Consider the following 11,866-nt stretch of genomic DNA (forward strand, 5'->3'; position numbering starts at 1 on the left):
GATGTCGCGCCTGGTCCTCTATGTAGGAGCGCGTTTCGGCAGGTTTGCCATCCTGCTCTTCGCCATGCCGCTGTTTTGCCCAATACTCCTGTGGTTCTGGTTCCTCGATTGCTATCCGCTCGCTGTTCGCGGCGGGCGGAAATTTACGCAGATCGTCATGCAGCGATGTCCGGCGATGCATATGAAACGGCGCGCGCCATGCTGCTGATCGGTGCTGCCAGTGCATTCTTCGATGACCAAGTGTATATTCCGCTTAAACGTGAACTGCTTGGCACCATGGTACCGCCTCGTCCACCACTTGAAAGAGTTCTGGCGGCCGCCAGTCACCTGTCGAGGCTTCCCATCCTGCAAGAATATGCGCAAAAGGCCTGGGACGCGCCAGATAACGAAAGCGCGGATCATCCGCCCTGGTCCGAACGTTTGACTGCTCTTGGATTTAGCTCGGCTCCAGAGATAGAACCAGTTCTGGTTTCCGCCTTGTCGAGCCTGCTGAGCGATGAGATCGTCGCCGAACATGTCCGCCATTTCGACGGCGAATGGACATCGAAGATCGCCGACTATCTCGATCGATAGCTATCCACCTGAAACTATAGCGGCTAATGCCCAGTCGGCGCAGGCTATTCCGCTTCCGCCGCTCCGAACCCGGCCCCCCTCGTCGCGCGGACAGCGCCCGACCATGGCGTGGCGTGATTGTCGATGCGCATCTGGAAGATAAAATAAGTCGGCGAGCAGAAGCCGATGCCTTTCACCTTGCCGATACCGGGAATGTCGGGCGGCAGCGACTGGCACATGTAATCCTCGCGGCAGAAATGGTCGGCCGAGCAGGCAGGACGATTGCCGCGATTGACGGCGCCGCCCAGGCACTGGTCGAAATTATTGGTCGCCACGCAGGTGTCGAATTTCTTGCCGCCAACCAGCCCGCAAATCTCGTTCGGCATCGGCTTGCCCGTCTTGAAGGCGGCAAAGCTGCGATCCCGGTCGTCGCAGCCGCGATAGGCGATACCCGCCGGCACACCGATCTTCGGCGGTCGGCAGGTGTAGGCGACGCGCGAAATGCCTGGCGCGAACGCCGCGAACTGACCGGTGATGGTATACCGGTCATTGAAAGGCTGTGCCGGGTTGCTGGCGATGGATCCCGTTAAACAAGGGTGGCCGGAAAACATGTCTTCGCTGTCCTTGGGCAACAGGCATTGCGCCAGCTTGGTGCGCACGCCGGACGCGGTGGTCAACGGCGTGCAGACGGTGCCGGCACCGCATTGCCATGTCGCGCCGAAGCGGGCCGCATCCTGTGGCATCAGGCAAGGCATCGCCATCTCGGCCGGCGAATAGGCGATTTCGCCGGCATCGTTCCATGTCGCCGGCGGCGCGAACGATAACGGGCGAAAGCGGTTCGGTTCCTTGCCGTCGGCAGTCGCGCGCAGCCAGGCGACGCGGCGCGGGATGTCGGCGTGGAGATGCGGGGAGATGCCGACCTCGATGCGGTTGAGCGGCGAGGTCGTCTTGTCGTCCAGGCCGATGAAATGGAAGCCGGCGGTCGAGCCCGCCTGATGGCAGCCCTGGCAGGCGCCGTTGTCCAGCCGCTCGACCAGTGCCTCCGGCGTGCGCACCAGCTTCAGCGCAGAGAAATCGACACCAGCGAAATCCGCGGACTGGAACAGTGGCGTGAACAGGTGGTTGGCCTGCCTCGCACTGCCGAAGGTCGACCACGAAATGACCTTCCTTGCCAAGAATTCATCGGGGATTTGGTAGACGCCGAGATCGACCGCCGCGACACTGGTGCGGACATAGTCCGCAAGTCTTGCTTTCAGCGCGACGTCTTCGGCAAGGCGTGCCGCATCGGGCGTGTTTTCCAACGGCTTTTCGCTGGCAGCCGCGCCATCGATGCCGAAGATACGCATGAGATAGGCAGCCTGCCCGCCGAATTCGGTCTCTTGGCCGGAGGGGAAGCGCACCACTTGCGCATTGAGCTCAAGCTGCTTGAAGGTGAGCGCCGCCCTGTCCAGCGGCCCACCGATCAGCCAGCCGGCATCGACGTTCTCGTCGAGCTGTGGTGCCCAGCGTCCGGCGACGCCGACACAGCCGCCGTCGGCATCCGGCGCGGCATTGTAGACGGCACTGAAATTGAACGGCAGGCGCGAGGCCAGAACCTTGCCGTTTTTCTTGAAACTATAGGATAAGCGATAGACGAAGCGCACTTCGCCGCAACTCGTATCGCCTTGCAGCGCGGCGAAGTCGCGCCGGTCGAGCCGGTTGACGATGCCGACGAGGCGAAAGCGCGCGGCATCGGTCCTCAGCCAGCGCATGTCCATGACACGGCCAACATTGCCGTCGGTCACCTCGTAGAGCGGCCGACCGCCGGCCTTCATCTCGGCCCGCAATGCTGCGACGTCGCTTGCAATCGTTTCGATGATCGCGTGATAGGCCGGCGCCTTGTCGTAAAGCGTCTTCAAATCGCCCTTGCCATCGACGCCGAAAATGCCGGCGAGGCCAAAGCCCTTGGCATCGAGAGCAGCAAGCACCGCTGGATCATCGACGATGGTCACCGGCTGCTCAGCGGCATTCGCCGACAGTGTCGTCAAAGCGGCCATGACAAGCGTGGTGAGAAGGAGAGCAAGGCGTCTCATAGAAGGTCCGGTTGGCTCTCGACCAATTCGCGCAACACCGGCACCAGAGCCAGCGGCAAATCCTCAGCGATCAACCCTGGACCGAAGCGCCTGCCGGCCTCGGCATGGATCCAGACCGCGGCGCAGGCGGCCTGGAAAGCCCGCATCCCCTGCGCCAGCAGCGCGGCAACGATGCCCGCCAGAACATCGCCTGACCCGGCTGTTGCCAGCCAGGGCGCGCCGTTGGCGTTGATCGCCGCCCGGCCGTCCGGCGCCGCGATCACCGAGTCGGCGCCCTTGTAGACAATGACTGCATTGGCACGCGCTGCGGCGGCGCGGGCCTTGGCGAGCTTTGACTGCTTCTTCGATTTGGCAATGTCGGGAAAAAGCCTGGCGAATTCGCCTTCATGCGGCGTCAGCACCAGACTTGGTGCGAAGGTTCGATGTGCTGCTTCAAAGAGAACATCTGGAGCGTCGCGAAACGAAGTCAGGCCATCGGCATCAAGCACAATGCCTCCAAACAGGCCCATGCGTTTGAAATCATAGACCTCGTCCTGCTCGAGCAACCGCAAGGCGAAGTCGCGGGCTTTTTCGCCGACTCCGAATCCGGGGCCGAGAACGAACGCAGTATGCTGCCTTTCGTTGATGAACTCGCCTGCGTCCGCCACCGTATCTACCGCACGCAGCATGATCGAGGTCAGATGCGCGGCGTTCACCTGCATGGCATCGCTAGGCGAAAGCACGGTCACTGCCCCTGCTCCGCTTCTGGCCGCGGCCATCGCTGACAATCTTGCCGCACCAGTCGCATTCGGCCCGCCCGAAAAAACGCCGACTTGGCCGCGTTTGTATTTGTGCGTATCGGCAGACGTTCTCGGAAACTCCCATCGTAGCCAGAGGTCCGGCGTGTTCTCGAACGTCTTGATCTTGAGTTGGTCGACGATCCCATCCGGAATCCCGATATCAGCGACAATGATTTCGCCGCACATACTGCGTCCTGGCATCAGTAGATGGCCTGGCTTTTTCCGCACGAAGGTCACAGTCACCGCAGCGTCGAAATAGGCATTGGTCAATCCGCTCTCGCCCGACACGCCGGATGGCAGGTCGATTGAGACGACTGGCACTTTCTCCGCTGCGCTGCGGCCCGAGACGGCTGACGCATGTAGGGAAATATCCTTCGACAGACCTGCACCGTAGAGCGCGTCCACGACCACTTCACCCGCTTCTGGATAACAATGGGCAATATGGTTCACCGGCAGGTCGCAAGCTTCGGCCGCCAACGCCGCATCGCTCCCCGCTTTCTGCTTGCCTTCGGCCCAAACGGCGACCTTCATCCCGGCCTCTGCCAACAACCGCGCCACGACATAGCCGTCGCCGCCATTGTTGCCGGGGCCGCAAAGCACGTGGACGCGCGTTGCGTTCGGGTAGCGCTTGAGTACTACGGCAGCAACCGCAGCACCGGCATTGCGCATCAGGCCGATGCCGTCGAATGGACCAGCGGCAATCGCCAGCCGGTCGGCCTCGGCCATGTCGGACGGAGACAGAAGCTCATTGCTCATGCGGGCGACATGCACATCATTTCCCCAAGCATTGTCCAGTTTTTGATCCGACGCAAACAACGAAGGTCCCCAAGCAATTTGGCGGCGTACATCGTTCGGGACGACGGCGCGCAGCTGCCCATGAAATAGCCGATCTGCCCAATTTTTGTGCGGACGGCAGGACCGGCGGTGTGTAGGCTCGCGGCATTCATGGCGCATCCAACGCTGCGAATGACGCGAATGTACATTCCCGCGTGGCATGGTATCCAAATCATGTGAGGCCGTTCGGCGCCCCATCAATTGGCACAGTTCGTGCTTGATTGAGGCGCAAGCGGGGCTCACAACCCGTCTTTTTTGGCAGTGGAGGCCACTTTTTACATGAAAAAGATCGAAGCGATCATCAAGCCGTTCAAGCTAGACGAAGTGAAGGAAGCGCTTCAGGAGGCCGGCCTGCAAGGTATCACCGTTACCGAGGCCAAAGGGTTTGGCCGCCAGAAGGGCCATACCGAGCTTTATCGCGGCGCCGAATATGTCGTCGACTTCCTGCCGAAGGTGAAAATCGAAGTCGTGCTCGGCGACGATGCGGTCGAAGCCGCGATCGAAGCCATCCGCAAGGCGGCCCAGACCGGCCGCATCGGCGACGGTAAGATCTTCGTCTCCAATATCGAGGAAGTGGTGCGCATTCGCACCGGCGAAACCGGCATGGACGCCGTCTGAATTTTCCCGTTAAAAGGCCATGTTCAAAACGTCATCACATAGGGAAGCAGGGACATGACGACAGCCAAAGACATCATGAAGCAGATCAAGGACAACGACGTTAAGTTCGTCGATCTGCGCTTCACCGATCCGAAGGGCAAACTGCAGCACGTTACGATGGATGTCGTCGAGGTCGAGGAAGACATGTTTGCCGATGGCGTCATGTTCGATGGTTCCTCGATCGCCGGCTGGAAGGCGATCAACGAGTCCGACATGGTGCTGATGCCGGATTCCGATACGGTGCATATGGACCCGTTCTTCGCGCAGTCGACCATGGTCATCCTGTGCGACATCCTCGATCCGATCTCGGGGGAATCCTACAACCGCGATCCGCGCGGCACCGCCAAGAAAGCCGAGGCCTACATGAAGGCCGAAGGCATCGGCGACCAGATCTTCGTCGGCCCGGAAGCCGAGTTCTTCGTCTTCGACGATGTCAAGTATAAGGCCGACCCCTACAACACCGGCTTCAGGCTGGATTCGACCGAACTGCCGTCCAATGACGATACCGACTACGAGACCGGCAACCTCGGTCACCGGCCGCGCATCAAGGGCGGTTATTTCCCGGTGCCGCCGGTCGATTCGGCGCAGGACATGCGCTCGGAAATGCTCACCGTGCTCGCCGAGATGGGCGTGCGCGTTGAAAAGCACCATCACGAAGTGGCCGCCGCCCAGCACGAGCTCGGCATCAAGTTCGACACGCTGGTCCGCAACGCCGACAAGATGCTGATCTATAAATATGTCGTGCACCAGGTCGCCAACGCCTACGGCAAGACGGCCACTTTCATGCCGAAGCCGGTGTTCGGCGACAATGGCTCGGGCATGCATGTCCACCAGTCGATTTGGAAGGAAGGCAAGCCGACCTTCGCCGGCAACGAATATGCCGGCCTGTCCGAGAGCTGCCTGTTCTACATCGGTGGTATCATCAAGCATGCCAAGGCGATCAACGCCTTTACCAACCCGCTGACCAATTCCTACAAGCGCCTGGTGCCGGGCTATGAAGCGCCGGTGCTGCTCGCCTATTCGGCACGCAACCGCTCGGCCTCGTGCCGCATTCCGTTCGGCTCGTCGCCGAAGGCCAAGCGCGTCGAGGTCCGCTTCCCCGATCCGGGCGCGAACCCCTATCTCGCCTTCGCCGCCATGCTGATGGCCGGCCTTGACGGCATCAAGAACAAGATCCACCCGGGACAGCCGATGGACAAGGATCTCTACGACCTGCCGCCGAAGGAATTGAAGAAAATCCCGACCGTCTGCGGCTCGCTGCGCGAGGCTTTGCAGAGCCTCGACAAGGACCGCGGCTTCCTGAAGGCCGGCGGCGTATTCGACGACGACCAGATCGACAGCTATATCGAGCTCAAGATGGCCGAGGTAATGCGCTTCGAAATGACCCCGCATCCGGTCGAATACGATATGTACTATTCGGTCTGATCCAGATCGTTGCAGCCAACAAAAAAACCCCGGAGGAGACGCCGGGGTTTTTTATTGCGATGCGATCGGAGAGAAAGTCACGGCGCAGACCTGAGGTCCACGCCATGACGAATACTCAAGCCGCGGCCGACACTTCGGCGCTGGTAGGGACGGAGGCGATCGTCTTCAATATCTGCGAGGCGATCTGGTAGGGGTCACCCTGCGAGTTCGGGCGGCGATCCTCGAGATAGCCCTTGTAGCCGTTATTGATAAAGGAATGCGGCACGCGGATCGAGGCGCCGCGGTCGGCGATGCCGTAGCTGAACCTGTTCCAGGGCGCGGTCTCGTGCTTGCCGGTCAAACGCTTGTCGTTGTCCGGCCCATAGACGGCGATGTGATCCATCAGGTTTTTGTCGAAGGCTGCCATCAGCGCCTCGAAATAGCCCTTGCCGCCGACTTCGCGCATATAGGCGGTCGAGAAGTTGGCATGCATGCCGGAGCCGTTCCAATCGGTGTCGCCGAGCGGCTTGCAGTGATATTCGATATCGATGCCGTACTTCTCGGTCAGGCGCTGCAACAAATAGCGCGCCATCCACATCTGGTCGGCGGCCTTCTTGGAGCCCTTGCCGAAGATCTGGAATTCCCACTGGCCTTTGGCCACCTCGGCGTTGATGCCTTCATGGTTGATGCCGGCGGCAAGGCAAAGGTCGAGATGCTCCTCGACGATCTGCCTGGCGACTGAGCCGACATTGCTGTAGCCGACGCCGGTATAGTACGGGCCTTGCGGCGCCGGATAGCCGCTCTCGGGGAAGCCGAGCGGGCGGCCGTCCTTGTAGAAGAAATACTCCTGCTCGAAGCCGAACCAGGCGCCCTCGTCGTCGAGGATGGTGGCGCGCTTATTGGAGGCATGCGGCGTCACGCCATCGGGCATCATGACCTCGCACATAACGAGCGCGCCATTGGTGCGGGCCGGATCCGGGTAGACGGCGACCGGCTTCAGAACGCAATCGGAGCTGTGGCCCTCGGCCTGCATGGTCGAAGAACCGTCGAAGCCCCACAGCGGAAGCTGGTCGAGCGTCGGAAACTCGGCATAGTCCTTGATCTGCGTCTTTCCGCGAAGATTGGGAACCGGGGTGTATCCATCGAGCCAAATGTACTCGAGCTTGTATTTCGTCATTCTAGCCTCTCGTTGCTTGATCACCGAACCCTGGATGGCGCCGGAGCAGGCCGGCCTATCCAGCAGCCGACCTGCCGGATTATCAAAAAGCAATTCGTGTGCCATTCTCGCCGGCGACGGGTGCGGCAAAGTGAGGTCGCATCGGCGCAAAATTGCCGGGCCGCTGCAAGGTGCGCTGGGATCACTCACAAGCATAGTTTGCATAAATAATGTGCAACTAGTGATCTTTTTATAATCATATTGCCTAATTCGATTGCTGAACCTATCTTGGGGAAAGGTTGAATCGGCTAGGTTCTGTCGAAGAAAGGAAACCGACAATGGAAATCACTTCCACTCGTCAGTCGGCCAAAATCCTGATGTTCCCGGTGGCAGCGCGCGTGTCTGCCTCAAATTTAAGCGGAAAGGCTAAGTTCGCGGCAGAACTTGCTTCTTTGCGCAACCGAACGGATTTCGGAAGTGCCTGGTATCATGAAGCAGCGATCGAGGAAGCGAACCAGGATCGGAAGAGCTAAGCCCTTCCCCTCCATGTAGTCGATAGATTGGAAAAGCCCGGCGCGATCGCTCGCACCGGGCTTTGCTTTGAACCGGACAGGCCGGCTACTGTTTGGTGTGCAGGTCCGTTCCGAGCGTATCCCTGACAAAGATCATGCCGATGATCAGCGACATCGCCGCGATCACCACTGGGTACCAGAGTCCGTAGTAGATATCGCCCTTGTAGGCGCTGAGCGCGAACACCGTCGCCGGCAGCAGCCCGCCGAACCAGCCATTGCCGATATGGTAGGGCAGCGACATGCCGGTGTAGCGGATGCGGGTCGGGAACATCTCGACCAGGATCGCGGCGATCGGCCCGTAGACCATCGTGACGAAGATCACGAGGATGAGCAGGATGCCGATCGTCATCGGCCAGTTGACCGCCGCCGGGTCGGCGAACATGGCGAAGGGACCGCCGCCCGGTACGGCGTAGACGGTGACCTCGGGAGCTCCCGCAGCCTCATCGGCAGTCAGCAGCTTGTCCTTGATCGCCTGGTCGGCCGGAACCATGGCCTTCTCGCCGGCGCGAATGGCGGCCGCATCGAGCTTCAGTTCGGGATTGGCCGCGATGAAGGCTTCGAGCTTCTGATCCGGCACCTTCGCCGCTGCCCGTTTCAGCGGATAGCCGCCGTCCTGAAGCGCCGTGTTTACCGCCTTGGCGAAAACAGCGTCCTTGGCCTTGGCTTGATCGCCGGCTGCGGTGGCGTCATACGACTCAACCGTCTCGTTGCCGATTTTGACCGACGCAGCAGTGCCGGGCGCTGCCGTGGCCACTACGTCATAAGGCACCGAGTTCTTGGTCAGAAACGAGGTGGCGATATCGCAGGACGTGGTGAACTTCGCCGTGCCCACCGGGTTGAACTGGAACTTGCAGTCTCCCGGTGCCGCGGTCACCGTCGCACGGGTGTTCTGCTGCGCGGTGGCGAGCGCCGGGTTGGCTGCCCAGGTCAGCGCCTTGAACAACGGGAAGGTGCAGACGATCGCCAGTGCAAGGCCGGCCATGATAATCGGCTTGCGGCCGATCTTGTCGGAGAGCCAGCCGAACACGACGAAGAAGATCGAGCCAACAGCCAAAGCAATCGCGATCATGATGTTGACCGATTGCGGATCGACCTTGAGCACGTTCTGCAAGAAGAACAGCGCGTAGAACTGGCCATTGTACCAAACTACGGCCTGACCGGCTGTGAGGCCGAGCAGCGCCAGCAGCGCGATCTTGGCGTTCTTCCACTGACCGAAGGCTTCTGACAGCGGCGCCTTGGAGCCTTTGCCTTCGTCCTTCATGCGCTGGAAGGTCGGCGATTCAGAAAGCGACAGCCGGATCCAGATCGAAATGCCGAGGAGGAGGAAGGAAACGATGAACGGAATGCGCCAGCCCCAGGCGGCGTAGGTTTCCTTGGTCATCGACCCCTGGACGATCAGGATGACGATCAGCGACAGGAACAGGCCGAGCGTTGCCGTCGTCTGTATCCACGACGTGTAGTAGCCGCGGCGATCGTCGGGTGCATGCTCGGCGACATAGGTGGCGGCACCGCCATACTCGCCACCGAGCGCCAGGCCTTGCAACATGCGCAAGATGATCAGGATCACGGGAGCGGCGATGCCCAAAGTCGCATAGCCAGGCAGCAAGCCGACCAGGAAGGTCGACAGGCCCATGATCGTCATGGTGACAAGGAAAGTGTATTTACGGCCGACAAGGTCGCCGATGCGGCCGAACAGCAATGCGCCGAACGGGCGCACGAGGAAGCCAGCGGCAAACGCCAGCAGCGCGAAAATATTGCGCGTCGCTTCCGGAATGGTTGGACTGAAAAAAGTCGAACCAATGAACACTGCCAGCGAGCCGTAGAGATAAAAATCGTACCATTCAAAAACGGTGCCGAGCGAGGAAGCGAAGATGACCTTCTTCTCCTCGCGCGTCATGCCGCGGCTTGTTTTGCCGGCGGTCGATGCCATTGCCATGAGCGTATCCTCCCGTGTGATTCTGTCAGTCCTCGATGCGGCACTTCATCGTCCGCGTTTCCTCGCAACGCAGACTCAGTGCAGCCATCGGTGCAAAAAATGACAGAAAGCAGTGCCCAGAGGCAGACCGCCTTTGGGATTATGACTTTGGTCTAATGTGCAGTGCGAAATCGCAGGCGGTGCCGTCAGCCTTTGAGAGCTTCGAGCAGCCTGACTGCGGCCATCATGTCGCGCTTGCGGGCCGCGCGGTGCGCGACGGCCTCGGCATCATGGCCCCATTGCTCGGCCTGCCAGTCCTCGTCGACATGACCGGCAGCCCAGGCCGCCTCGCCGTCGAGCTCGCCGAAGTCGACGGCCAGCGCCAGCAGCGCCGATCCGGTCAGCGACGTCATGACGTGGATGGCGGCAAGGCGCAGCGGATCGGCACGCTGGGCAAGATGCTGCCCAAGCAGCGCGATGGTCTCGCGCGGCTGCTCGACATGGATCACGCCTTCGGCGAGATGGAACCGGGCGCCGAGCGCGGTGCGCGCCCAGTCGATGACCGGATCCCAATGCTCGTTCTGCCGGTCGACCAGGCCCTGTGGCGCATCAGCGCGGTAGCAGAGCAGATCGGATGCGGCGAAGCGCAGGATGTCCTCCAGCACCGCCTGGGGATCACTGGCGACGCCATCGATCGCGGTGTTGACCAGACGCATCACCGGCATCGTCACCGGATCGATGGTCTCCTCCTGTGCGGCGAATTCCTCGGCGACGAGAGCAGCCGCCTTTTCGGTCGGCAGCGCCAGCAGCGCCTTGGCCGGCGTGCGGACGGGCTTGCCATCGAGATGGACGGCAAAACCGTCTTCGACCGGTGCTACCGCGACGGTCTTGTAGAAGCGCTTCGGCAGCGGCGTCTTCATCTGGATCTGGGCGCGACGCACCGGGTCCGGATCAGAGAGCTGCTTTCCAGCTTCGAGGTCGTTCAATATATCGCGCATGCTCATCCGGGACTTTGTTTTCGGGCCGGCCGGTTGACGATGATGAGTCCGGCGGCGATGAGGCCGAGTGCCAGGAAGATACGAACGGTCAGCGGCTCGTTCAAGAACACGGCGCCGCACAAAACACCAAACACCGGCGACAGGAAGGTGAAGCTCGACAGTCCAGATGCAGGGTAGCGCCGCAGCAGCCAGAACCACAGCACATAGGTGAATGCGACAACGTAGACGGCCTGGAACAGCAGAGCCAAGGCTGGCAAGACGGTAAAGTTGCGGACGGGCGGCCCGGCAAAAGGCATCACCAAAATGCCGACGACGGCGGCCCCGGCCAGCTGATAGAGCAGCAGCTTTTCGGCGCTGGCCGTCACCAGCTTCGACCGCTTGATGACGATATTGGTCACGGCCCACAGAATGCCGGCACCGAGACTGAGCAAATCGCCGCCCAATGTTGCGCCGCCATTGGCGCTCAGTTTATCGGAAAACACCGCGATCAGTCCGGCGAAAGCGAGCAGAAGACCAACGAGCTTGCGTGCCGTGATGCTTTCGCCCAGCAGGAAATGACCGCCAACCAGCATCCAGAACGGCATGGTGTTGACCAGCAAGGTATTGCGCACAACCGTCGTGTGCTCGAGTCCGACGTAGAGAAACAGGAACTCGAGACCAAAAAGCGCACCCGCCAGAATGCCAGCGACGAGGGTTTTGTCGGGCGTGAACAGCGCAATGCCGCGCCAGCGGCACCAGCCGAAAACACACAGGCCGCCGATCGCCGAGCGGGCGATGGACAGGAAAACAGGGTCGTAGCCGGCATACGAGATCTTGGCGGCAACGTAGTTCAGGCCCCACGAAAAGGTCAGCCCGACCATGATGGCGGCGGCCGCCAGATCGACCGCGTCACGACGGTCGAGCGTATCTGTGGCGACGCCCACCGCC

Annotated in this window: 11 protein-coding genes; 5 read left to right on the forward strand and 6 right to left on the reverse strand. The window is 60.9% G+C overall.

The window, feature by feature from the left end:
- The first annotated feature begins 1 nt into the window (after window position 1).
- A complete protein-coding gene (locus tag X773_RS76245) occupies window positions 2-208 on the forward strand; it encodes a hypothetical protein (RefSeq protein WP_156937294.1) in 207 nt (68 codons plus the stop codon).
- Window positions 199-573 (forward strand): hypothetical protein, encoded by a 375-nt coding sequence (locus tag X773_RS46065; RefSeq protein ID WP_156937295.1) that lies wholly within the window; start codon window positions 199-201, stop codon window positions 571-573. The genes X773_RS76245 and X773_RS46065 overlap by 10 nt, the downstream gene beginning before the upstream one ends.
- 44 nt (window positions 574-617) lie before the next feature.
- On the opposite strand, the gene X773_RS46070 is transcribed toward X773_RS46065, so the two are convergent.
- Together X773_RS46070 and X773_RS46075 are read right to left on the reverse strand one after the other, a co-directional pair.
- Window positions 618-2,624, reverse strand: coding sequence for a hypothetical protein (locus tag X773_RS46070; RefSeq protein ID WP_023675112.1), 2,007 nt, complete (start codon window positions 2,622-2,624; stop codon window positions 618-620).
- Window positions 2,621-4,159 (reverse strand): bifunctional ADP-dependent NAD(P)H-hydrate dehydratase/NAD(P)H-hydrate epimerase, encoded by a 1,539-nt coding sequence (locus tag X773_RS46075; protein ID WP_023675113.1) that lies wholly within the window; start codon window positions 4,157-4,159, stop codon window positions 2,621-2,623. Before X773_RS46075 ends, X773_RS46070 begins: the two co-directional genes overlap by 4 nt.
- A 357-nt stretch (window positions 4,160-4,516) precedes the next feature.
- On the opposite strand from X773_RS46075, the gene X773_RS46085 reads away from it, so the two are divergent.
- Window positions 4,517-4,855 carry a P-II family nitrogen regulator gene (locus tag X773_RS46085; protein WP_019857988.1) on the forward strand — a complete coding sequence of 113 codons (339 nt, stop codon included), beginning with the start codon at window positions 4,517-4,519 and terminating at the stop codon, window positions 4,853-4,855.
- Between the two features lie 54 nt (window positions 4,856-4,909).
- Window positions 4,910-6,319 (forward strand): type I glutamate--ammonia ligase, encoded by a 1,410-nt coding sequence (gene glnA, locus X773_RS46090; RefSeq protein ID WP_023675115.1) that lies wholly within the window; start codon window positions 4,910-4,912, stop codon window positions 6,317-6,319.
- Between the two features lie 115 nt (window positions 6,320-6,434).
- On the opposite strand, the gene X773_RS46095 is transcribed toward glnA, so the two are convergent.
- Window positions 6,435-7,475 (reverse strand): glutamine synthetase beta-grasp domain-containing protein, encoded by a 1,041-nt coding sequence (locus tag X773_RS46095; RefSeq protein WP_023675116.1) that lies wholly within the window; start codon window positions 7,473-7,475, stop codon window positions 6,435-6,437.
- A 317-nt stretch (window positions 7,476-7,792) separates the two neighbouring features.
- Here X773_RS46095 and X773_RS74265 point away from each other — a divergent pair, with 317 nt between their 5' ends.
- Window positions 7,793-7,987, forward strand: coding sequence for a DUF2735 domain-containing protein (locus X773_RS74265; RefSeq protein ID WP_023675117.1), 195 nt, complete (start codon window positions 7,793-7,795; stop codon window positions 7,985-7,987).
- An 85-nt stretch (window positions 7,988-8,072) separates the two neighbouring features.
- Here the strand turns inward: X773_RS74265 and X773_RS46100 are convergent, their stop codons facing one another.
- The 3 genes from X773_RS46100 to X773_RS46110 form a co-directional block, all read right to left on the reverse strand.
- On the reverse strand, window positions 8,073-9,962 hold the full coding sequence (locus X773_RS46100; RefSeq protein ID WP_023675118.1) for an MFS transporter: 1,890 nt from the start codon (window positions 9,960-9,962) through the stop codon (window positions 8,073-8,075).
- A gap of 185 nt (window positions 9,963-10,147) precedes the next feature.
- Entirely contained in the window at window positions 10,148-10,939 is a 792-nt protein-coding gene (locus tag X773_RS46105; RefSeq protein ID WP_023675119.1) for an ATP12 family chaperone protein, read from the reverse strand.
- 2 nt (window positions 10,940-10,941) lie between these two features.
- Complete coding sequence (locus X773_RS46110; protein WP_023675120.1) at window positions 10,942-11,862, reverse strand: DMT family transporter; 921 nt, start codon at window positions 11,860-11,862, stop codon at window positions 10,942-10,944.
- Window positions 11,863-11,866: the final 4 nt, after the last annotated feature.

It is taken from the genome of Mesorhizobium sp. LSJC280B00 (assembly GCF_000502835.1).
Taxonomy (GTDB): Bacteria; Pseudomonadota; Alphaproteobacteria; order Rhizobiales; family Rhizobiaceae; genus Mesorhizobium.

Excerpts from the sequence above, each read along its gene's own strand:
- X773_RS46065 (WP_156937295.1), top strand. The coding sequence starts at position 199 with ATGCTGCTGATCGGTGCTGCCAGTGCATTCTTCGATGACCAAGTGTAT.
- X773_RS46095 (WP_023675116.1), bottom strand. The coding sequence starts at position 7,475 with ATGACGAAATACAAGCTCGAGTACATTTGGCTCGATGGATACACCCCG.
- X773_RS46105 (WP_023675119.1), bottom strand. The coding sequence starts at position 10,939 with ATGCGCGATATATTGAACGACCTCGAAGCTGGAAAGCAGCTCTCTGAT.
- X773_RS46075 (WP_023675113.1), bottom strand. The coding sequence starts at position 4,159 with ATGAGCAATGAGCTTCTGTCTCCGTCCGACATGGCCGAGGCCGACCGG.
- X773_RS46085 (WP_019857988.1), top strand. The coding sequence starts at position 4,517 with ATGAAAAAGATCGAAGCGATCATCAAGCCGTTCAAGCTAGACGAAGTG.
- X773_RS46100 (WP_023675118.1), bottom strand. The coding sequence starts at position 9,962 with ATGGCAATGGCATCGACCGCCGGCAAAACAAGCCGCGGCATGACGCGC.
- X773_RS76245 (WP_156937294.1), top strand. The coding sequence starts at position 2 with ATGTCGCGCCTGGTCCTCTATGTAGGAGCGCGTTTCGGCAGGTTTGCC.
- X773_RS46070 (WP_023675112.1), bottom strand. The coding sequence starts at position 2,624 with ATGAGACGCCTTGCTCTCCTTCTCACCACGCTTGTCATGGCCGCTTTG.
- glnA (WP_023675115.1), top strand. The coding sequence starts at position 4,910 with ATGACGACAGCCAAAGACATCATGAAGCAGATCAAGGACAACGACGTT.
- X773_RS74265 (WP_023675117.1), top strand. The coding sequence starts at position 7,793 with ATGGAAATCACTTCCACTCGTCAGTCGGCCAAAATCCTGATGTTCCCG.